Genomic DNA, 21,959 nt, shown 5'->3' with positions numbered 1-21,959 from the left:
TTTAGGCACTAGCAGCTAAAACGCTGGCACAACGGCTACAAGTGCCCGCATGCGGATGGCTTCCGACATCGGGAAGTACTTTCCAGCACCGCTCGCACTTATTTCCTTCGGCACCATCGACCACAACACCAACGCCGTCAACATCATTCAAACGATAAGCTTCTTGTGGTGCATCAGCTTGGACCAATTCGATCTGAGATGTAATACAGATATCAGCCATATTAAGATCACCAATCGCAGAAAGTAGCTCTGGACGGTTTATATACACTGCTGGCCGCGCCTGAAGGCTAGAACCAATTTTTTTCTCAGCTCTTAAAACTTCAATTGCCCCGGTAACAACACGACGAACTTCACGCACATTATCCCAGCGCTCAGCCAGAGTGCCATTATTCCAGACAGCTGGAATTTCAGGGAAGGTACGCAAATGCACAGACTCAGCTTCGTCTGTTTTCCCACGAGCCAACCATGCTTCCTCTGTCGTAAAGCATAAAATTGGTGCCAGCCATGCCGTCAAGGCATCAAAAAGCGTATCGATAACAGTACGACATGCACGACGTTCCAAAGTATCTTTACCGTCGCAATACAGTGTATCTTTGCGGATATCGAGATAGAAGGCAGACAGATCAAGCGCACAGAAATTATGTAGAGCTTGGAACATTGCGTGATAATCATAATCGTCACAGGACTTGCGAACGATAGTATCCAGCTCGGTCAAACGATGCAGAACCCACTTCTCGAGCTCAGGCATTTCCTCTACAGGCAAACGCTCTGCGTCGCTAAATCCATCAAGGCTTCCCAATAAGAACCGTAGCGTGTTTCTTAAACGACGATAAGCATCGGCTTGATACTTCAAAATTTCATCACCAACACGTAAATCTTGCGAGTAGTCAGAAGCAACCACCCAAAGACGCAGGATATCTGCACCGTATTTGGCATTGATTTCCGCAGGCGCCGTGATGTTACCCAAAGATTTGGACATCTTGCGGCCTTTGTTATCAAGTACAAAGCCATGGGTCAGAACGGCATCGTATGGTGCGCGACCACGTGTCCCGGCAGATTCCAGTAGTGAAGTATGGAACCAGCCACGATGCTGGTCCGATCCCTCAAGGTAAAGATCAGCCGGCCATTTCAATTCTGGACGTGCTTCCAGTACAAAGCTGTGAGTTGACCCTGAATCGAACCAGACCTCGATAACGTCCTGGATTTGCTCGTAATCATCCGGGTTATACTCGTTACCAAGGAAGCGAGCTGGCGGGCTGTTAAACCAGGCATCACCACCTTCTTGTTCGAAAGCATCAACAATACGATCGAGAACCTTCTGATCACGAAGGGGTTCACCCGTTTTCTTTTCCATAAAGATCGGCAGAGGAACACCCCAAACTCGTTGGCGAGATACACACCAATCCGGACGACCTTCAATCATCTTGTAAAGGCGGGTAGATCCCTTCTCGGGAATGAAGCGGGTTTCATCGATAGCTTTAAGCGCTTTATCCCTAAGCTCATTGGTTTCCATCGAAATAAACCATTGAGGCGTAGCACGGAACACCAATGGTGCTTTGGAGCGCCAAGAGTGGGGGTAACTATGACGCATGGATCCTTTGGCCAACAAAGAGCCTGATTCAATCAGAGCCTTGATCACACGACCATTGGCGTCACCTGCTTTACCTTCTTGGGTATAAACACAAGCACCAGCAAAGAACGGAACATGGTCGTAATAAACGCCAGCTTCGTCAATCATCATAGGGACTTCCAGTCCCCGCTGACGGCCGAGTTCATTATCATCCGCACCATGACTTGGTGCGATATGAACAAATCCCGTACCAGCGTCGTTTGTTACAAAGTCTGCGTTCAACAACGGTACTTCGTAATCATAGCCGCCATCAGCACCCTCTAACCCGTTAAGGGGGTGTTTGACCTTAACATCAGAGAGGTCAGAAACCACGCCAACTTCGGTCCATGCTTCGATCTTTGCATCGATTCGAACCTGTTCAGACAATTCACGGTTTAGAACAAGACGTTCACCAACTTTGGCAATGCTGTTTTCACCCAACTCAGTGACTTCGTAAACCACATATTCGAACTCTTCGCCACAAGCCACTGCCCTGTTAGCAGGAATGGTCCACGGTGTAGTTGTCCAGATGATGATCGATGCGCCGTCGAGCAGCTTGTCATTACTGCTGGCAATCGGAAAACGAACCCATATCGTTGGTGACTTAAGTTCATGATATTCAACTTCAGCATCGGCCAAGGCTGTCTTCTCTACAACCGACCACAGAACGGCTTTGGTCCCCATGTAGAGACCTTTATTCATCAAGAACTTACCCATTTCCTTCACAATCAGGGATTCTGATTGATAGTTCATGGTTTTATAAGGTTGTTCCCAATCAGCTTCGATTCCAAGACGCTTGAATTCTTCAATCTGAATTTTGATCCATTTATCGGCAAACTCACGACATTCCTTACGGAACTCTACAACAGGAACTTCGTCTTTATCCTGACCGCGCTCGCGATAGCCTTCTTCGACCTTCCATTCAATCGGCAGGCCGTGGCAATCCCAACCAGGTACATAGTGCGCATCTTTACCCAACATCTGTTGAGAACGATTGATCACATCTTTCAGTACCTTATTAAGGGCGTGTCCCATATGAAGATGACCGTTAGCATAGGGCGGGCCATCATGAAGTGTAAATTTTTCGCGGCCTTTGCTCTGTGCACGCAGTTTTTCAAATAACCCAATATCTGCCCAACGCTGCAAAATCTCAGGCTCTTTTTTAGGCAAGCCAGCGCGCATAGGGAAATCAGTCTTGGGGAGAAAAACAGTATCTTTATAGTCCGTGCTCATGGAGCCACTCTTCCATTTTAACAATTATGTCGTTTTAACAATTATGCTTGGTGTTCATCTGTTGCCGAAACAACGGGGTCGATTGGATGATCAGATAATTCCAGTAACAACTTACGTGCTTGGTCACCGTCTATTTTGATCTGTTCCGTCAAAGCCGTCAGGCCATCAAATTTCTTTTCAGGGCGCAGATATTCCACGATTTGTACACGAAGGTCCATATCATAAATATCTTCGTCAAAATCAAAGATGAAAACTTCAAGGTTTACACCTTCGCCATCCATTGTCGGGCGTGCACCAATATTTGCTACACCATTGTACCAATGGGTTAATCCAAAACCTTCAACCCCGGCCTTGGCAACACGCACAGCATAAACGCCCAGACTCGGAACAAGATAATTTTTCATGGATAGATTCGCGGTCGGAAAGCCAATCGTTCTTCCGCGCTTAAACCCATGCATGACTGTGCCGTCAATTTCCCAGTAACGCCCCAAAATTCTTGCTGCATCAGCTGGTTTGCCTGATTTGAGATATTCCCGGATTCGCGATGACGATAAAACAACATCGTTTTTATCTTCAACCAATGTAGCTGCCGTCACCCCGAAGTCGTGCTCTTTTCCCATGGCTTCGAGAAGATTTGCATTGCCCTGGCGGTCTTTACCAAAACAAAAATCCCCCCCAATAACTAAATGTTTCGCACCAAGATCACGTACCAAAGTCTCCAGGACAAATGATTCAGCTGACTGCTTGGCAAAATCGAGAGTGAAATCCTGAATATAAACATGATCAACGCCAACCTTTTTCAAGGCATGTGCTTTTGCGATCATTGGTGTCAAACGAAAACAAGGTTGATTTGGTTTAAACAGCGATCGGGGATGAGGCTCAAAGGTTAAAACCGCCAAAGGGCGGTTCAATTTTTCCGCAATCTCTCTTGCCTGACGAATCACGGCCTGATGCCCCAGATGAACACCATCAAAGTTGCCAATTGCAACGACAGCTCCCCGTGCGTCATCCGGTAGATTGGTAAAGTTATGAAAAACTGCCATTTATTAACCTAGGCTTATAGCCTGTAAGCTCCTGAAATATTCTATGCGTCAGGCTGTAAAAACATTTAATGCGTTTCCGATATTAGCAGACGCATCATAAAACAACCCTCAAAGGCCTATGAATACTAGGTCAAAGGCAGCTTGAAAACAGCCTTATGGCTTTTTTATCAAAAGATTTAACGATGAGAGACTTATTGATCTCGTGAAGACACCATAACCATTGCCTCGCCATCCAACACATCCTTGCCCCTTACTTGGCAAAGTGTCTCTAAAACCACACGTTTTTTAGACGACATAACTTCCTTCACCCGCACGATCGCCGTAACAGTATCACCAATACGTACAGGCCCTTTAAACCTCAGTGACTGGGAAAGGTAAATGCATCCTGGTCCCGGAAGTCGCGTTCCCAAAACTGTCGACAGATAGGATGCTGTTAGCATGCCATGGGCAATACGCCCTTCGAAAACACTTTTTTTCGCAGCTTCTTCATCAATATGTACAGGATTGGTGTCACCTGAAATACCTGCAAACAAAACAATGTCGGCTTCGGTTACTGTCTTCGAGAATGATGCTTCCATTCCCTCATTCAGATCTTCGATATAATACCCTTGTTGCCCGAACATAAGCTCTTCCCTCCGCCGCAGATTTATTTTTTCAGTTTATTATTATTTAGATGATCCCGAGATTTGTATTATTCTTTCTCAAAAATCAATTTTTGGATAACTTCACGAAAATTACGTTGTTTCGCATCTGCAAACAAGTGTTATTTTGCACCGCAGCATACACTGATATACCCGACAAACCATCTTTGGCATTTTTTGAAAAGTGATTTAAGATTAGGAGTTCGTTTTATATAAAGGCTGATCCAGTGCTCTCATTCCCAAAAACGTTTGCCATTATCTCCGCTCTGCTGATGCTCACAGCTTGTGGGGCAAATAAGCAGGCAAAACCAATAACTGGCAACCTGCCCTCCATTTCGCCAGAAGGTGCCCGTATATATTTTTATCGTTCTCAGGTTCCTTTTCTCGCAGCTATCGAGCCTGAGTTCCTTGTGAATGGCAAGTCTGTGGGATCTGCTAAAATCAATCAGGTTCTGTACCGCGACGCACAGCCGGGTAACTATGAGATCAAGATTTCGTCTGATATTGACAAACCGGTTTTAATACTCATAAAGCCCGGAGAATCCCGATTTTTCAAGGCTTACGGCACGACATCAGTCATCCGCAGCTATCACGCAATCAAAGAAGTTCCCGAACCCGAGGCTCTGAAAGAGATTCAAGGACAAAAACTTCTGCCCCCAGAGCAAAGTCCAAATTAGGCGGCAAGCTGTCGTAATCCCCAAAACCCAGAACAGGTTATTCTACAAATAAGACCTTTAGAACAAAAACCACCACAAATGCGGCCTGGTCAGTTGGTCTGAGAAAACTGGCCTGAGCAAGCTGGTCTGGGTAAATTAATAAGCCAGCGTCCTATTCCGCTTCTCTTTCGAGAACTGCAGCAAAAAAACCATCCGTATCATTTGTTGCCGGACTTAAACGAAGCATGTCGCCTATTGTCTCTGGCATAGACGACGGCATTCTTTCTTCCCAAACATCTTTGACTGGCACCAATTTGAAATCAGGACGGGAACGAAGCAATTTAGCCACCTGATCTTCGTTTTCAACAGGCAAGAGAGAACAAGTAGCATAAACCAAACGTCCACCTGGCTTCACCAAACGTGCAGCAGACGTCAGAATATTTTCCTGTAATGCGACCAGTTCCTCTAAATCCTTTTCATCTCTGCGCCATTTCGAATCAGGCGCTCGGCGCCAAGAACCAGTACCACTACATGGGGCATCGACGAGAACACGATCAAACTTGCCTTTGTTCTTTTTAACCCAAGGATCACGTTCACTCTCCAAGACTTTTCGTTCGGCATTAAAAACACCGGCTCGCTTCAATCGCTGTGCCGCACGGTTCAAACGCTTGTTGTGAACATCCGCCGCGATCAGCTGCCCGCGATTATCCATGTCAGCAGCCAGAGCAAGCGTTTTACCACCTGCCCCTGCACAAAAATCAATAACCCGTTGTCCGGGTTCAACCGCAACCATTGCCGCCAAAACTTGTGATCCGGCATCTTGAATTTCAAATTCACCACGCTCGTAGAAAGGTAAATGCGCTTTACGACCTGCGTCCGTAATCCTCAGGCCATGCGGCAGCCAATCTAGCTTTTCAACCTTACACCCCGCCTTTTCCAATCTTGGAATCAGGTCGTCGCGATTACCTTTAAACGGATTAACCCGGATATCCAACGGTGCTGCTTCGCGCAAAGCATCGACTTCTTCAGGAAAACGATCTCCAAAGACTTCGCGCAACCCTTTTTCCGCCCAAGATGGGCACTCCAACGTCACAGCCTCGGGCATGGTTTCATCAGCAAGTTGCTTTCCATCCATCGCGCTCAACACACGCGCTTCTGAATCAGTTAGTCGCTTAAGATAACCGCCGCCGCCTTTGCAAAAGTGCGTAATATCCTGAACGTTCTTGCCATGGGTAAGAACGAGATCCGCAAGAAGAAGTTTACGTACTTGTGGTGTCTGACCATTGATTTCCAGCCACCATAACAAACGGCGATAACGACGGACAACGCCCCACACCATATCGCGAATACGTGTATGATCACGCGGGGTCAAACGCCCCTTTATGTTTGAAAAGTGGGCTGCCAACGCCCGATCTATGGGGCTGTCGGAATTCGTTGCTTCTTCCAGAACCGCCAGAACATGAAACAATAAACGTCCCATAGGCAAGTCAACACGTTCTGCGCCACGCGCCAGCCGTGCCCCACTTTTAACAGGCTCGACATCTGATCGCTTTGTATAAAAATTGTCCTCACCTGAGGAATTTCGATCGTTCACACGATCATCGCGCGTTCTACCATGCTGTCGCTTATTTTGATGATCGACGTAGCGTGTCTGCTCTGCATCTTTTCCGTGTTTTTGCGCGAGGAATCTTTCCTTGCGCACCTGTTGTTTTCCAGCGCCAGACTTACCGTCAGCAGATTTTTTATCATTAAATTGATCAGCCACGATACGCTCCTAAAGCCCCAAAAGGGCTTGTTCCTTTTTTGTAAACCCAACGATGACACCTTGTGGCGCATCAAAAACCGGGCGTTTAATGAGCGTAGGATTTTCCATCATCAAGTTCCGGGCCACAGCCTCATTCACCGACTCTTTAATATCATCTGATAAATTTCGCCACGTCGTGCCTCGCTTATTAAGAAGCTTTTCCCATCCCGCCACAGCGATCCATTTATCAAGGTCTTCTGCAGACAAACCGTCCGCACGGAAATCATGATACTGATGATCGAGACCTGCAGCAGACAATGTTTTGAGTGCCTTTCTGCATGTATCGCAGTTCTTAATACCGTAGACTTTGATCATCAATCTTTCCGTTCTTAAATAAATTCTGGCACCTAGGTAACCTTCTGATCACGAAATGCAAGCATAGTTGTCAATTCTACTAAACATAGCACCTAAGCGAATTTCGTAACTCTTCTATTTTGCGAAAGGATTTTTGTCACCAAATCTGCCCCTATCGCTGCCACCAGAACAGACTGAAGATCCCTGTCTTTATGATAGAGCTTTTCCAAATCAGACCGTTCCCAAACCAGACACTTGGTCCTTTCGCGCGTCGTTACTGTCGCGCCGGCTTTTTCCATTGTCAAAAAAGACATTTCGCCGGCAAATTGTCCGGCCTCAATTTCACCAACACGCTTATGACCGACAGATACAAAAGCTTTTCCCTCAAACAAAAGAAATAATCTATCCGGGCACTCCCCTTCGAAAAGAATTGTTTCACCTTGCTCAAATTCAGACCAACATGCCGCCCGAAAAAGTCGCTTAACAAGAACTCTATCCATCATCGGAAATGCTTTATCTTTCAGAGATTGCTCTTGATCTGATAAGTTAGAGCGACGTTTTTCCAAAATAAGAACCGTCGAGTGAAACAAGTTCACGGTAATAAGAATCATATTTCCAGAAAAAGATAGCCACACCGGACCATTCTCAGGCAAGAGAGCAGCAATCGCCATCGCGAGCTTAGCTACAATGGTAAAAATTCGAAGCCATAAAATATCACTGACAACAAAAGCAACAAACGTCAGCAAGAAACCGATAGCAACAAGCAGTTCAGGGAGACTTGAAAGGTTTTCCTGAATAAAAGGCATTATCAACTCCACTCAAATGAAAGCCACGAAGTTCCCGTTCACGAACCACCCCTCATCCTAAGGCGTCAGTATGGAAGAAAGGGGCGATACGCCCAAAAGCTGTCCATGATATGTAATGGCAAGCCCATAGCACGCCGTGCCGATAACAGGCCCCAAGGTTCCTAATCTAGGCAAGAGATCGCCATTATTTTGATGTAACCGTCCAGAAACAGGAAAGTACCCTGTCTGCTCTAGAAATAACTGATCCTCTGTATCCCTGGAAATACGGCGCTGATGATCAGACCAAAGCATTGCAAGAACCCCATACCCCCCTAATCCGCCAAAAAAGAGAATAAAGGCAAGATCCCCGTTCACAAGCACATGGCTGAAACAGGCAATTGTTACCCCCATCAGCATTGGGTGTCGGGTCAATCTTTGTGTCCCTTTTGAAATATACGAGCTAACAATCAAAATGATTGCCACGGGCATCAAAAGAAAACTTTGCAGGAGGATAACCGCACTTCCTGCCACCCAGTATTCAACATAAGAACCTTGGACATAGCCATAAACAGCGGTACCGAAGACCACCAAAGACGCAAAAGAAAAAAGCCCCTTATATTGCAACTCCCCTATCTGCGTGACTATTGCCGATCTTACCTTTCGTGTCGCTGTTAGCAAATGTAACAAAGAAAACAGGCCAAGCCCGCCAATAATCATATAAATCGCCATTTCATCCCCATTTATCCAGCGCCCTGCTTCAAGCCCTATTCCTCTAGTATCATGATTGCAACACCGAAGAGCATCGTTCACTAATCGCTCACTGCTTTGCAAATTAAAGCTTTATATAGATTGGTCATGCCTGACATCTTATTCAAAGCTATTTCAAAATATTGTTACAGCTTGGCGTTTTTTCTCAATTCGGGTATTACCCCGTTTAAAGTTCCGACAAAGTTGTTGCACATGAACCGGTACACGGACAAAAGAGAGATCCATGCAAAATACCTCCCCATATAAAGAACCAGAAAAGTGGGATGTCATTATTGTTGGCGCAGGTGCTGCGGGCCTTATGTGTGCAATTGAGGCTGGGAAAAGAGGGCGGCGCGTTCAGGTCATCGACCATGCAAAAAAACTCTGCGAGAAAATTCGTATATCAGGCGGCGGGCGTTGTAATTTCACCAATATACACACCACATCTAACGACTTTATTTCCGGGAACAAACACTTCTGCAAATCTGCATTGGCACGCTACACCCCCTATGATTTTCTTGATTTGATGGCCAAACACGAAATCAAGTATCATGAAAAAACACTTGGACAGCTTTTCTGCGACAACTCTGCACAGGATATTATTGATATGCTGCTAGCAGAATGCCGTGACGCAGGCGTCGAGATTCACAATCCAGTATCCGTTAATGGTGTTCGCCCTATACCAGAAAGCCCCAATGGCCTTAAGTTTACTCTCGAAACCAGTAAGGGTGCTGTCACATGTCAATCGTTGGTCATTGCAACGGGGGGGCTTTCCATACCAAAGATCGGGGCTACAGATTTCGGCCATAGAATTGCCCGACAGTTCGATATTCCCGTTACACCAATCCGGCCTGCGCTTGTCCCTCTGACCCTCAACGCTGGTGACAAAGCCTTTTGCAAAACACTTAGTGGTGTTTCACAGAACTGTATCGCCTCAGTTAAAAAGCAGGGCTTTCGCGAAAACTTGCTGTTCACCCATCGCGGTCTTAGTGGCCCAGCGATACTACAAATCTCGTCCTATCTGGAACCGGGAAAATCACTTTCCATTGACTTGTTACCTGGCCAGAACATTGAAGAAGAGCTCACCGCAGACGCAAACAAAAAAAAGACCCTGACCAATGTTCTGGCCCCCTTTATGAGCAAACGCTTTGCGCAGGAATGGGTCGATAGATTCAGCGAAAACAGAACGCCCGCAGATATGGGCAGCAAAAAATTACGTGCTGTGGCCGAGGTAATCCACAAATGGGTCATTACACCATCGGGGGATGAAGGATACGCCAAGGCCGAAGTCACACTTGGTGGGGTAAACACAAAGAACCTTTCATCCAACACTATGGAAAGTAAAACCCATCCAGGTATCTTCTTCATCGGCGAGGTGGTCGATGTAACCGGACATCTGGGCGGTTTTAATTTTCAATGGGCATGGGCATCAGGCCACGCAGCGGGCCAAGCCGTTTAGATCATCATTAATACCCGACAGATCTCTCGACCTGTTTTGGTAGCTGTCCTGTTTTTCTGTATTTTCTAATATTGCCAGCAACAATCTCAACAGCCGTTCCGGGATTAGTCGGCGCCGCGACATGCGGCAAAAGCGTGATCTTCGGATGACGCCACAACGGATTATCAGCCGAAAGCGGTTCTTGTGAAAAGACGTCCAACACCGCATGGGATAACTGCCCGTCATCCAACGCAGTGATCACATCTCCCTCAATCTGGTGACCGCCACGTCCAAAGTTGATCAATCCTGTCCTTTTTGGAAGCTGAGAGAATAAGTTCTCTGATAGAATTCCCTTTGTTTCAAATGTCAGAGGTAGAAGGTTTACCAACATATCAAGCCCCTTAAGAAACGTCTCGAGACCGCCTTGCCCAGCAAAACACTCAACGCCGTCCACCTCTTTTAATGATCGGCTCCACCCACGAACGTTAAAACCCAAGGCCCGTAGCTGTTGAGCAGAGGCAATCCCCATCTCCCCCAAACCGAGAATACCAACCGTACGATCAGACGACCGCAGTAATTCATGCTGCTGCCATTCCTGACGTTGTTGTTGTTGGGCATAACGAGGTAAATCACGATGCAGGGCCAGAACATGCGTTGCGGTTGCTTCAGCCATAGACGCAGATAAGGTTGGATCAATCAAACGAACAAGAGGAACGTTTTCAGGTAAGGTTGGATCCCCCAACAACGCATCAACACCAGCCCATAAACTTTGAATCAATTTTAACTTTGGTAGAGTACGCAACACCTCTTGTGGGGGATTAGCTACAATCGCTATATCGACATCTGTTATGTCATCGAGATCAGCCAACAACCTAATATCTTCTTCTGGCAATGCAGATCTGAGCTGTTTTAACCACATAGTTTCTTCTTCAGTTGAAACTGATGTCAGCAAAAGAATGCTCATGATGCAAAAACCCTATCCATTGATTTAAAGCCTTTAATCTCTATCGGATTTCCAGATGGATCAAAGAAAAACATTGTCCATTGCTCGCCAGGTTCGCCTTCGAATCGCACCATGGGCTCTAACACAAACTCAACTTTGGCCGCTTTGAGTTTCTCTGCGACACCAATCCAATCCTCATATTCAAGAATTACCCCTAAATGCGGCATCGGCACCATATGTCCCCCGACCTTGCCCGTAGCTTGAACCTCAAAAGGCGTGCCAAGGTGCAGAGAAATTTCGTGCCCAAAAAAATTATAATCGACCCAACTGTCAGATGATCGCCCCTCTTCACAACCAAGTATCTCACCATAAAAAGAACGTGCGTCGGACAAGTTGCGTACATTGTAGGCTAGGTGAAAAAGGCTTTTCATCGAAAACACTCCTGATAAAAACTTATAAAATCATGGTCTTGAGAACTCTCTAGCACAAACAATAAATAACAATTACTTTATTATTGTTACTTTAGACATAGGAATATCTTTGCTTTGAATAGTGATTTTCTCAAAAGCCTAATCGCTTTATCCAAAGAAGGCTCGATTGCGCGGGCAGCACAATCACAAGGACTGACAGCCACAGCAGTAAGCCAACGCATAAAAGCGCTGGAAGAACAGGTTGGGTTTTCCCTGACTATACGGTCAGGGAAAACGGTTCATTTAACTGAAGCTGGACACCGCATTCTACCCCAAGCAAAGCAATTGCTGGAAGTTGAACGCGACCTGTTAAGTACTTTAAACAAGGGGCAGGTGTCTGGTCGTTTAGAGCTAGGAGCCATCTCAACGGCAATGACGGGCATAATCCCCAAAACCCTGAGCTTCCTTCAGAAGGATAAACACGACTTGGAAGTAAAGTTACATCCGGGAACATCAAAGCAGTTATATAACCGCATGCTCTCAGATGATCTCGATGCAGTCATCATCAGTGCACCTCCTTTCTCTTTACCAAAAGAGCTCAAATTTGAAATCATAAGTCAGGAGCCACTCTGCCTGATTTCTACAAAAGACCTTTTACCAGAGGATTGCTTTAAAGCGGAAAATAAGAAGGCAACAAAATTCTCATCCGATCTTCTTAAGCAACTTCGGCAAAAACCCTTTATCCGGTATGACCACAATGCCTGGGGAGGAAAACTTGTTACTAAATTTTTGCGCGACAGCAAGATCACGGTTCAAGAGTTTTGCGAGCTTGATGCCTTGGAAGCGATTACCGTACTCGTGAACTCTGGCCTTGGCATATCCCTGATCCCAGACTGGCAAGGGCCTTGGCCAGAAGGGACTGACCTTCACAAAATCATACTATACGACACACGCTATTATAGAAAAACAATATTAGTGCGAAAAAGGTCGACCGCGAAGGAAACCATTATCTCTTATATAGGGGAAACGATAAATCACCGTCAAACCAGATAGATACTGGCGATCAAAAGACTTACACCAGTAAAAGCAACAGCACAGATAAAAATGTAAATAGGGTGCCAATAGAGGAATAATGGGTTCTTTTCCCGCTGACGATCCGGATTCTTGATGCGGCCCTCAAAATAGATTCCTGTTTCGTAAAGCTGAAGTGCCGAATCGATATTTCGAGATGTTTGTGACACGTGATGACGGCGTCGACCATGCCGGACCAACAACATCACGATAACACCAAACAGAAGTCCATTAACCAAAAGAACTGCGCTGACCAATTGAATAGCAAGTTCTGCTTGATTCGTTATCCAGCCAACCAAAATAAATTGCGCGGTCAAATATCCAAAGACAAGACGAAGATCCAGATTCGCCATAAACCGGAGCTGTTCTCCTTGCTCCTTAGCAAGCTCTGCCAGAACATGTGCTTTTACACGATCAATCTTGGACATTTTATTTCTCCCAATGCCACGGAAACAAAGGGAATACTTTCCCATCGCCACGAGGGAGCATCTTAATGTCTGGCTGGGAAAAGCCGCTATCAAATTAACGAATATAATCGCTTATTCAACGGCGTTTTGCGGAAAATAAATGGTGCCCCCGGCCTGAGTCGAACAGGCACATCCGAAGATACGAGATTTTGAGTCACGCGCGTCTACCAATTCCGCCACGGGGGCACTTGTGGATGCGCATATTACTGATGGTTTCGCCTTTGGCAAGCCTCGATTTCATTTTTATAATTTATCTAAAACTAGATTTATAATTCATCTAAAATTAAGCACAAAAATAACACAAAGGTTCGGGGTTTTTGCTTTTCCCTAATATTTCTAGTAAACTATCGCTAGAACTTAATTCCAAAGTAAGGTTACTTTAAGTTTAAACGGCTTCTTTCTTGGGGGGAAGAGATTCACAATAAATGGCCGTCGTTAATCATAATAATCCCCTCAGAAGCTCAAATCGCACCCTCGGGAGGGGTTCTATATGAGTTCTACATTCAGGTTAGTCTGGAGCAATCGTGCGCCATGTTAGATACCAGTGTAATAGTAGATCAAACTGAAAATGAGATGCCTGACATACAGGCACGCGTAAAGTGGTTCAATGCCACCAAAGGGTTTGGATTTGTCCAGGCTGGGGAAAAACTCCCCGATGCATTCCTTCATATATCCGTTTTAGAAAGAGCAGGTCATCGTTCCCTGCCCGAAGGCGCAGAGCTAATTTGCGACCTGACAAACGGAGACAAAGGGCTACAAGTCAAAAATATTCATCGCGTAGAATCTATACCGGAACCGCCCCCACCTCCTGGAAGCGAGAGTGGTGAGCCAACCATCGAAGGTATTGTTAAATTTTTCAATGCCGACAAGGGCTATGGCTTTGTTTCCCCTGATGATGGCAGCAGGGATATCTTTATCTCTGCTCGCATTTTGGAACGGTCTGGGATATACCGGGTAACCCAGAATCAGCGGATCAAAATGGAAACCGAGGATGGTGATAAAGGTCCTTTGGCTACAATTGTCCAGCTCCTTGAATAGAGAGAAACCTCACCGTTATCAGTAACGCAGTGCTGAACTCGAAATAACCAAGCAGAGATACATGCCAAACTCTTTGCCTTGTATCTCTGCTTGACCTTCGGGGAAGAGTCCTGTTTTCTTCGCTTCCTAATCAACATAAGGAAGCTCACCGTGTTTCGTAGCCTTTATAACTGGACCATGAGTCTAGCCGCACATCCTCATGCGCTATTAGCTCTCGGCCTTATCGCCTTTATAGAGAGTTCAGTTTTCCCAATTCCGCCGGATATATTGATTATCCCAATGGTGTTGGCTGCACGAGACCAAGCATGGAAAATAGCCCTTATCGCAACTATTGCTTCCGTTTTGGGCGGTATGTTTGGCTATGGAATCGGGGCCTTCTTATTCGAATCTATCGGCCAACCCGTCATAGAATTTTACGGCAAAACAGAATATCTGGAAGATTTCAGAACCCAATATAATGACTGGGGCGCCTGGATTGTATTTATCGCCGGGGTGACGCCTTTCCCCTATAAAGTGATCACGATTGCTTCCGGATTTTTTGAACTTAACTTTACCGTCTTCAGCATTTCTTCATTGGGTGCACGCGGGCTTCGGTTCTTTTTTGTTGCGGGACTACTATGGTATTTTGGACAGCCGATCAGAATATTTATTGAAAAGTACCTCAATATTCTTGCCTCAATCTTCTGTATACTCCTAATCGGGGGCTTTGTCGCTCTTAAATACCTGATCTAGAGGTCACAAACAGGCGAAATATAATGGCTGCACTAGTTAAGACAATAACGAATATCAAGTCTGGATGGATGGCGTTAATCGCTATTCTATCCAGTGCAGTCGTTCTGGGGGGCGCCTTGGCCTTTCAATATATTGGAGGTCTACACCCCTGCGTTCTCTGTATGTATCAACGCTGGGCCTATGTTACGGCAACAGGCTTTGCTGTGCTGGCTTGGACCTTAAGAAAAAACCCAGCAGTGGCGAAAATAACATTGGGCGCAAGCAGCTTGTCATTTTTTGCAGGCGCCGCTATCGCTGGGTTTCATGTCGGCGTAGAAAAACGTTGGTGGGAAGGAACCAGTGAATGCCAAGGAGGCGCACTGGATCTTTCAGCTTCGGTAGAAGACCTGACCAGCCAATTGATGGACCAGCCGATTGTTCGGTGCGATGTCGTGCCATGGGATCTTTTTGGGATTTCAATGGCTGGCTATAACATCATCATATCTTTAGTACTTGCCCTTGTCTGTCTATGGACAATTAAAACCAGCAAGGAAGTCTAATCCTTCCAGATCTTTTCATTACGATCGTTACTTACCTGACCGAAATAAATTCTTATCTTTTATCCACGGGTTCGGACCAAAATATTAAGTCTCCCCATCTCGTTCTAGTTCAGCATCCCAATAAAGAAAATCATGCCAGCTTTCGTGAAGGTAATTTGGCGGGAAACCGCGGCCGTTCTGATTAAGCTCATGAACTGTTGGACAGCGCGGCCAGGACTTTAACATCATTCTCGCTTCTGAAGGTGACCGCCCCCCCTTGGACAAATTACATGACTGACAGGCTGTAATAATATTCTCCCACGACGTGCCTCCCCCCTGGCATCGGGGAATGACATGATCAAAGGTCAGGTATTCAGACGCCTCTCTCACACCGCAATATTGGCAAGTAAAAGCATCCCGTAAGAATACATTAAACCGGGTAAATGCCGGACGCCGATCCATCTCAACATAACTTCGAAGGGCAACAACACTTGGAATACGCATTTGGAAAGACGGCGAATGAACCTCGCTCTCGTACTCAGAAACGATTTGAACACGATCGAGAAACACAGCTTTAATTGCATCTTGCCAAGACAAGACAGAGAGAGGGAAATAACTGAGTGGACGAAAGTCCGCGTTTAGGACCAACGCCGGATTAGCAGAAAAGGAAACCACGTTTTTCCTCCGTGGGATCTCAAAACACCAGGGCGAATGATACCAAAGCACCAAAACTGAACGATACTGAAGTATCTACTAAAAAGTAATGCTCTTTTTATAAACATACAACATTTTGTGCCAAAGTAATAAAAGAAACACAAAACTCAGGTTTAACTGTCACAATTCAGCTCATTCCACGACACGAGCGTTAGATGCAAAAAAGGCTCTTTTCCACACGAAAAAGAGCCCCTGTTCAACATCGCAATAAGCGCGTTTTTCCTAGCCTATTCATCTTTAACAGCATAACCAAGCAATTCAGTCACAAACCCAACACCCATGCGAATACCGTTTTCATCAATACCGTGTCCAAGTTCGGAAATCATTTCCTGATATACAGTTATATCGTGTTCTGTCATCGCCTGTACTGCCGCGGGAAGCGCCTCAGGGGGAACAACTTCATCCTTATCACCATGGATCGCGAGCACAGGGCACTTGCTAGATAGTTCATCTTTGAGCAAATCAGGCGCAACCAGCATGCCGGAATAACACATCATGCCTGCGAAAGGTGACTTTTGGCGGAAACCAAGATGGTATGCCATCATAGCCCCTTGGGAAAAGCCCATCAGAAAAACACGCTCCGGCGTCAAATTATAATGCGCCATTTCTTGATTAATAAAAGCTTGCACAACAGGCGCTGCTTTTTGAATGCCATCGAGAATAAGATCCCGATCCCTGCTCATCAAGCTAAACCACTGCCGCCCCATCGGGGCCATATCACAAGGCTGATGCGCATCCGGAGAAACGATAGCAGCATGCGGAAGAGCATTGGCAAAAAAAGGCGCAAGACCAATCAGATCCTGCCCATCTGCACCAAGACCATGCAGCATGATTATGAGTTCTTTTGCTGGCCCACCCGAGCTCGGCTCGTGACGAGGTCCAGTTAATGTTACCTCTGACATTTCCATGCCCCCCATGAATAACTATCTACTTTTACACGACTTTTTAACACAGGTCATCAATTTTAGCCAAATAGTTAACAAATTCTCAACTATTGGGCCATAAAAGGGGGCAAAATTTTGGAAAATCAGGCGATACCAGCATGGCGATAATAGTGCCATAAAAAACGGGCGCCAGCACTACGATGGGGTCGCCAATTTTCGGAAAGTTCATACATTTCTTTCGGTGTTGGACGATGTTCCAAACCCTTTAAATGCTTCATCGCCTCTTGCAAGGCCAAATCAGCAGCGGGCATGATATCAGGTCGTTTCAAAGCAAACAAAAGATATACTTCACACGTCCAACGTCCTATACCTTTTACTTGGATCAGATGATCAATAACTTCATCATCTGACATATCCGGTAGATGTTCCAACTGCAGGCGCCCCGCCAAAACATCTTCAGCCAATCCACGTGTGTAACGTTGTTTTGGGCGACTCAAACCTGCCGCCTTCATTCCGTCGTCATCCAACGCTAAAATATTTTCCGGGGTGATCTCCCCAACTTGTTCCACTAATCTACCAAGGATTGCTTTTGCAGACTGAACAGAAACCTGTTGAGAAATAATCATTCCGACCAAACCGTTAAACCCGGCATCTTGAGATCGGATGGGCGGCAAACCACAATCAAGATATGCCCGTGCTACATCCGTATCTTGCCCTGAAAGTGCCTCCAAAGGGGCACGTAAAGCTTCATCCGATATTTTTTGATCACTCACGACTGGACTTCCCCCTTGTTCCCATTGCACATTCTATTTGATGAAAACCCATTTAATGACAACATTGCCAACACAAATCTTTCGTTTCGCACCCTCACCCAGCGGATATCTCCATCTTGGACACGCTTATTCCGCTCTCTTTAGCTGGACACAAGCGCAAAAACACGATGCCCAGTTCATTCTGAGAATCGAAGATATAGACACTACGCGATGCCGCAAGGAATTCACTGAGGCGATATACGAAGATCTTTCATGGCTCGGCTTGGAGTGGCGTGATACCCCGCGTAATCAGTCTGAACACATGGACGATTATCAGAGGGCACTCAAAAAACTAGAAGACCAAGATCTTCTCTACCCTTGTTTTTGCACGCGCAAAGAAATTCAAAACGAAGTCCAGCAATCTGGTCGTGCTCCGCACGGACCAGATGGTTTAATCTACCCCGGCACCTGTAGAAGCCTGTCTGCCACTGAAAGAAAAAAACGCATCGCACAAGGGGACAGCTATGCCCTGCGCTTGAACACAGCGCAGGCGTGCGCTTTAGCAGGAGAGCTATATTGGCATGATGAAAGAAAGGGAAAGGTCAGAGCAACACCAGAAATTTTTGGTGATGTTGTTCTTGCCAGAAAAGACATTCATACCAGTTATCACCTATCCGTAACCGTTGATGATGCCCTTCAAAATATTTCCTGCATTACCAGAGGCACCGATCTCTTTGAAGCCACTCATATTCACAGGCTTTTGCAAGCGTTACTAAAATTGCCTGTTCCAACCTGGCACCACCACGATCTGCTTCACGATGAAGAAGGTAATCGGCTGGCCAAGCGACATAACGCTCTTGCCATAAGAGAACTCAGAAAACAGGGGAAAAATCCTGACGACATCAGAACGATGGTTGGTTTATTAGATCAAAAATAAAGTCCGGCAGATCTGATGAACAACTTAATTACGCCCGGATAAAAGACCGCGTGCAATAACCTGTGCTTGTATCTCTGCTGCGCCTTCAAAAATATTCAAGATACGTGCATCACACAGTACACGGCTGATTTTATATTCTTCCGCATAACCATTACCACCGTGAATTTGCAGAGCATTATCAGCATTTGACCATGCAACACGCGCCCCTAACAACTTAGCCATGCCGGCTTCAATATCACAGCGTCGATCCGAATCTTTCTCCCGCGCCGACGCGTAGGTTAGCTGTCGAGCGATCATGGTTTCGACAACCATCCAAACCAGTTTCCCATAAACTCTGGGGAAGTTGTATAGCGATTTATCAAATTGGATGCGATCGTGCGCATATTGCATCCCGAGTTCCATCGCACACTGCGCCACCCCGACAGCTCTTGCGGCTGTTTGAATCCTTGCCGATTCAAAGGTCGCCATTAATTGCTTGAACCCTTGCCCCTCTTCCGCCCCAAGCAAGTTCTCTTTTTTGACTTCAAAACCGTCAAAACCAAGTTCGTATTCTTTCATACCGCGATAGCCAAGCACCTTGATTTCACCACCGGTCATGCCTTCAGCCGGAAAATCGTCATCATCATTTCCTCGGGGCTTTTCCGCGATAAACATTGAGAGACCTTTATAGCCGGGCTCATCTGGATTGGTTCTAGCCAGCAAGGTCATGATATCACTTCGCGAGGCATGCGTGATCCAGGTCTTGTTACCCGTGATTTTATAACAATTCCCGGATAACACCGCCCTTGTTTTTAAAGCCCCCAAATCTGACCCGGTATTGGGTTCGGTAAAGACAGCCGTCGGTAAAATTTCACCTGATGAAATTTGGGGGAGCCACTTTTGCTTTTGCTCTTCCGTTCCGCCCAAGCGAATGAGCTCTGCGGCGATTTCTGAGCGCGTCCCCAAAGACCCCAAACCGATGTAACCACGGGAAAGTTCTTCGGTCACGACACACATAGCCGTTTTCCCCATCCCGAGGCCGCCATATTCTTCGGGAACCGTAAGCCCGAAAATACCCAATTCGGCTAACTGTTCCACAACTTCTATCGGGATGAGTTCATCCTTCAAATGCCATTCGTGGGCAGCATCACTGTAATCATCGGCAACTCTTCCGAACTGATCCCGGACCATTTCCAGCGTCTCATCACCAAGTCCTAAAGCCCCAAAATTTTTACTTTCAAGGCTATTCACCAAAAGATCAGCCAAAGCTTTTCTATTTTCTTTTGTATTCCCATCACCAATCAACGCACGAACCTCGTCCGTATGGAAATTGAACACATCAGTTTCTTCTACACCCAAATCCTGAGGACGCAGGATTTCAACCTGGCTGATTGCAATTCCACCAGATAGCTGGGACAGATATTCGCCAAAGGCTATTTTGAGGATGAGCCGTTCTAGTTCGCGAAACTCATTTCCGCTATCCAGCCTTTGTGCCCAAAGAAGCATGTTTTCCAAAGCAGAAACATACGTCGCCATCCATGCATAGCCATGGGCTGCGAACTGATTTTCCTCAATTAAATCGGCTGAAACACGCCCATTATCTATTGTTTGTTCAAGCAGATAATCACGTGCTTTTTCCTGCAGTGATTTGGATGAGGATATCGCTTTTCCGCAACGGGAAAAAAGCTCTTTGTTTTCTGACATTTTTTGCCTCAATGGAATTACTCAGCCATAGATTTTTCAGTGTACCTGCTTGAAAACAAGAGTAACCGTCTGATGAAAAGTCTATTAAAATAAAATCGAACAATAAAAAGACCGATAAGCGCAACAGCCCTCTACGACATGACGTAACAGAGGCATGCACCCGTATAAGCATTACCATCGCGCTTATCGGCAGCAGGAAACTTAAGCGTCAATCACATCTTCCAAGGTACGTAACCCCGGGCGTGTTGATTGAACGAGCACAGCCATATTCCCGGGCTTGTGTTCATTATTCATCATCTTGGTATGGGCCCTTGGTATGTCATCCCACGAAAAGACTTCTGACATACAGGGGTCAAGACGTTGTTCTATTACCAGCTGATTTGCCTGCGACGCCTGTTTCAAATTGGCAAAGTGGCTGCCCTGAATTCGCTTTTGGCGCATCCAGACAAATCGCGCATCAAACGTCAAATTAAAGCCCGTTGTCCCGGCGCAAAAAACAACCATACCGCCACGTTTAACGATGTTACAGCTCACAGGGAAGGTTTGTTCGCCCGGATGTTCAAAGACAAAATCAACATCATTGCCCTTGCCCGTAATATCCCAAATTGCCTTACCAAACTTCCGAACTTCCTTCATATATTCCTTATAGCCGTCGACATCATTCACCTCGGGCAGACGTCCCCAACAATCGAAATCCCGACGGTTCAAAACACCCTTGGCACCAAGGGACATAACGAAATCTCGTTTGGTTTCATCAGAAATAACACCGATCGCATTCGCACCAGCCGTGGCAATTAACTGAATAGCCATAGAACCCAAACCACCGGAAGCCCCCCAGACCAGAACGTTATGTCCCGGTCTCAGGATATGAGGGCGATGGCCAAATAACATGCGATAGGCCGTTGCCAAGGTCAGGGTGTAACAAGCGGACTCTTCCCAAGTCAGGTGACGGGGGCGATGCATAAGCTGCTGGGACTGGACTCTCGTGAATTGCGCGAAAGATCCATCAGGTGTCTCGTAACCCCAAATACGTTGGGAGGTAGAAAACATGGGGTCACCACCATTGCACTCTTCATCATCCCCGTCATCCTGATTACAATGTACAATAACTTCGTCACCAACTTTCCAACGGGTAACTTTTGACCCGACAGCCCAAACAATTCCGGACGCATCAGATCCGGCAATGTGATAAGGCTCTTTATGAACATCAAACACAGAAATCGGTTTACCAAGGCCTGCCCAAACCCCGTTGTAATTAACACCCGCCGCCATCACGAGGACAAGAACCTCGTTATTTTCTAACTTTGGTATATCGACAACTTCAACCTGCATTGCCTGTTCCGGATTGCCCTGGCGTTCCCGGCGAATAGCCCAAGCATACATCTGCTTGGGGACATGTCCCATCGGGGGAATTTCCCCAACTTCATACAGATCTTTCTTTTCCTGATGCGCTGTAATATCCACGATTTTTGCTGTTTCACTCATCTTAGCCTTATCCCCATTCATGCCACCTTTCTGGTGGTCTTTACATGTCGCCCGGAGCGGCAAAAACTTTCTCTC

The 21,959-nt window shown here is 46.2% G+C and carries 22 protein-coding genes and 1 tRNA gene; 7 read left to right on the top strand and 16 right to left on the bottom strand.

All coding sequences use genetic code 11. The features are described from left to right. Nucleotide 1: 1 nt before the first annotated feature. The 3 genes from ileS to ACN0QW_RS01185 form a co-directional block, all read right to left on the bottom strand. Complete coding sequence (gene ileS, locus ACN0QW_RS01195; protein WP_417428040.1) at nt 2-2,842, bottom strand: isoleucine--tRNA ligase; 2,841 nt, start codon at nt 2,840-2,842, stop codon at nt 2-4. 41 nt (nt 2,843-2,883) lie between these two features. After that, the gene (locus ACN0QW_RS01190) at nt 2,884-3,885 is read right to left on the bottom strand and encodes a bifunctional riboflavin kinase/FAD synthetase (RefSeq protein WP_417428038.1); all 1,002 of its coding nucleotides are present in this window, start codon (nt 3,883-3,885) and stop codon (nt 2,884-2,886) included. A 191-nt stretch (nt 3,886-4,076) separates the two neighbouring features. Beyond that, nucleotides 4,077-4,508, bottom strand: a complete 432-nt coding sequence (locus tag ACN0QW_RS01185; RefSeq protein WP_417428036.1) for a MaoC family dehydratase — start codon at nt 4,506-4,508, stop codon at nt 4,077-4,079. Nucleotides 4,509-4,753: 245 nt separating this feature from the next. Between ACN0QW_RS01185 and ACN0QW_RS01180 the strand changes: the two genes are divergently transcribed. Next, the gene (locus tag ACN0QW_RS01180; RefSeq protein ID WP_417428034.1) at nt 4,754-5,203 is read left to right on the top strand and encodes a DUF2846 domain-containing protein; all 450 of its coding nucleotides are present in this window, start codon (nt 4,754-4,756) and stop codon (nt 5,201-5,203) included. A 151-nt stretch (nt 5,204-5,354) separates the two neighbouring features. Here ACN0QW_RS01180 and ACN0QW_RS01175 read toward each other — a convergent pair whose 3' ends face one another. The 4 genes from ACN0QW_RS01175 to ACN0QW_RS01160 all read right to left on the bottom strand — a co-directional run bounded on the left by ACN0QW_RS01175 (nt 5,355) and on the right by ACN0QW_RS01160 (nt 8,875). Further along, on the bottom strand, nt 5,355-6,947 hold the full coding sequence (locus ACN0QW_RS01175) for an RsmB/NOP family class I SAM-dependent RNA methyltransferase (RefSeq protein WP_417428032.1): 1,593 nt from the start codon (nt 6,945-6,947) through the stop codon (nt 5,355-5,357). A 9-nt stretch (nt 6,948-6,956) separates the two neighbouring features. Beyond that, nucleotides 6,957-7,301 (bottom strand): ArsC family reductase, encoded by a 345-nt coding sequence (locus tag ACN0QW_RS01170; protein WP_417428030.1) that lies wholly within the window; start codon nt 7,299-7,301, stop codon nt 6,957-6,959. Between the two features lie 92 nt (nt 7,302-7,393). After that, complete coding sequence (locus tag ACN0QW_RS01165; protein WP_417428028.1) at nt 7,394-8,086, bottom strand: cyclic nucleotide-binding domain-containing protein; 693 nt, start codon at nt 8,084-8,086, stop codon at nt 7,394-7,396. Between the two features lie 57 nt (nt 8,087-8,143). Beyond that, nucleotides 8,144-8,875 (bottom strand): NnrU family protein, encoded by a 732-nt coding sequence (locus tag ACN0QW_RS01160; protein ID WP_417428026.1) that lies wholly within the window; start codon nt 8,873-8,875, stop codon nt 8,144-8,146. A 181-nt stretch (nt 8,876-9,056) separates the two neighbouring features. Between ACN0QW_RS01160 and ACN0QW_RS01155 the strand changes: the two genes are divergently transcribed. Further along, on the top strand, nt 9,057-10,271 hold the full coding sequence (locus ACN0QW_RS01155) for an NAD(P)/FAD-dependent oxidoreductase (protein WP_417428024.1): 1,215 nt from the start codon (nt 9,057-9,059) through the stop codon (nt 10,269-10,271). A 7-nt stretch (nt 10,272-10,278) separates the two neighbouring features. On the opposite strand, the gene ACN0QW_RS01150 is transcribed toward ACN0QW_RS01155, so the two are convergent. Then, the gene (locus ACN0QW_RS01150) at nt 10,279-11,214 is read right to left on the bottom strand and encodes a 2-hydroxyacid dehydrogenase (RefSeq protein WP_417428022.1); all 936 of its coding nucleotides are present in this window, start codon (nt 11,212-11,214) and stop codon (nt 10,279-10,281) included. Further along, nucleotides 11,211-11,624 (bottom strand): VOC family protein, encoded by a 414-nt coding sequence (locus tag ACN0QW_RS01145; RefSeq protein ID WP_299371465.1) that lies wholly within the window; start codon nt 11,622-11,624, stop codon nt 11,211-11,213. The genes ACN0QW_RS01150 and ACN0QW_RS01145 overlap by 4 nt, the downstream gene beginning before the upstream one ends. Nucleotides 11,625-11,738: 114 nt before the next feature. Here ACN0QW_RS01145 and ACN0QW_RS01140 point away from each other — a divergent pair, with 114 nt between their 5' ends. Next, nucleotides 11,739-12,656 carry a LysR family transcriptional regulator gene (locus tag ACN0QW_RS01140; RefSeq protein ID WP_417428020.1) on the top strand — a complete coding sequence of 306 codons (918 nt, stop codon included), beginning with the start codon at nt 11,739-11,741 and terminating at the stop codon, nt 12,654-12,656. Here ACN0QW_RS01140 and ACN0QW_RS01135 read toward each other — a convergent pair. Together ACN0QW_RS01135 and ACN0QW_RS01130 are read right to left on the bottom strand one after the other, a co-directional pair. Beyond that, nucleotides 12,644-13,102 (bottom strand): hypothetical protein, encoded by a 459-nt coding sequence (locus tag ACN0QW_RS01135; protein WP_417428018.1) that lies wholly within the window; start codon nt 13,100-13,102, stop codon nt 12,644-12,646. The genes ACN0QW_RS01140 and ACN0QW_RS01135 overlap by 13 nt on opposite strands. A 140-nt stretch (nt 13,103-13,242) precedes the next feature. After that, nucleotides 13,243-13,327, bottom strand: a tRNA-Leu gene (locus ACN0QW_RS01130). 345 nt (nt 13,328-13,672) lie between these two features. Between ACN0QW_RS01130 and ACN0QW_RS01125 the strand changes: the two genes are divergently transcribed. The 3 genes from ACN0QW_RS01125 (at nt 13,673) to ACN0QW_RS01115 (ending at nt 15,450) form a co-directional block, all read left to right on the top strand. Next, nucleotides 13,673-14,179, top strand: coding sequence for a cold-shock protein (locus ACN0QW_RS01125; protein WP_299371456.1), 507 nt, complete (start codon nt 13,673-13,675; stop codon nt 14,177-14,179). A gap of 150 nt (nt 14,180-14,329) precedes the next feature. Further along, nucleotides 14,330-14,911: a YqaA family protein gene (locus ACN0QW_RS01120; RefSeq protein WP_417428016.1), complete on the top strand. Its 582-nt coding sequence runs from the start codon at nt 14,330-14,332 to the stop codon at nt 14,909-14,911. Nucleotides 14,912-14,934: 23 nt separating this feature from the next. Further along, nucleotides 14,935-15,450 carry a disulfide bond formation protein B gene (locus ACN0QW_RS01115; RefSeq protein WP_417428014.1) on the top strand — a complete coding sequence of 172 codons (516 nt, stop codon included), beginning with the start codon at nt 14,935-14,937 and terminating at the stop codon, nt 15,448-15,450. Nucleotides 15,451-15,534: 84 nt separating this feature from the next. Here the strand turns inward: ACN0QW_RS01115 and ACN0QW_RS01110 are convergent, their stop codons facing one another. From ACN0QW_RS01110 to ACN0QW_RS01100, 3 genes are all read right to left on the bottom strand, one after another. After that, nucleotides 15,535-16,104 (bottom strand): HNH endonuclease, encoded by a 570-nt coding sequence (locus ACN0QW_RS01110; RefSeq protein ID WP_299371447.1) that lies wholly within the window; start codon nt 16,102-16,104, stop codon nt 15,535-15,537. 266 nt (nt 16,105-16,370) lie between these two features. Continuing rightward, the gene (locus ACN0QW_RS01105; RefSeq protein ID WP_417428012.1) at nt 16,371-17,045 is read right to left on the bottom strand and encodes an alpha/beta hydrolase; all 675 of its coding nucleotides are present in this window, start codon (nt 17,043-17,045) and stop codon (nt 16,371-16,373) included. Nucleotides 17,046-17,170: 125 nt separating this feature from the next. Then, on the bottom strand, nt 17,171-17,800 hold the full coding sequence (locus ACN0QW_RS01100) for a DNA-3-methyladenine glycosylase family protein (RefSeq protein ID WP_417428010.1): 630 nt from the start codon (nt 17,798-17,800) through the stop codon (nt 17,171-17,173). 55 nt (nt 17,801-17,855) lie between these two features. Here ACN0QW_RS01100 and gluQRS point away from each other — a divergent pair, with 55 nt between their 5' ends. Continuing rightward, nucleotides 17,856-18,716, top strand: coding sequence for a tRNA glutamyl-Q(34) synthetase GluQRS (gene gluQRS, locus ACN0QW_RS01095; protein ID WP_417428008.1), 861 nt, complete (start codon nt 17,856-17,858; stop codon nt 18,714-18,716). Nucleotides 18,717-18,740: 24 nt separating this feature from the next. Here the strand turns inward: gluQRS and ACN0QW_RS01090 are convergent, their stop codons facing one another. Together ACN0QW_RS01090 and ccrA are read right to left on the bottom strand one after the other, a co-directional pair. Next, on the bottom strand, nt 18,741-20,399 hold the full coding sequence (locus ACN0QW_RS01090) for an acyl-CoA dehydrogenase family protein (RefSeq protein ID WP_417428006.1): 1,659 nt from the start codon (nt 20,397-20,399) through the stop codon (nt 18,741-18,743). Between the two features lie 201 nt (nt 20,400-20,600). After that, the gene (gene ccrA, locus ACN0QW_RS01085) at nt 20,601-21,884 is read right to left on the bottom strand and encodes a crotonyl-CoA carboxylase/reductase (protein ID WP_299371100.1); all 1,284 of its coding nucleotides are present in this window, start codon (nt 21,882-21,884) and stop codon (nt 20,601-20,603) included. Between the last annotated feature and the right edge of the window lie 75 nt (nt 21,885-21,959).

This window comes from Kiloniella sp., assembly GCF_048259265.1.
Classification (GTDB): Bacteria; Pseudomonadota; Alphaproteobacteria; order Kiloniellales; family Kiloniellaceae; genus Kiloniella.
Note: the sequence above shows the minus strand (reverse complement) of the source record. Positions and strands in the feature narration are given on the sequence as shown.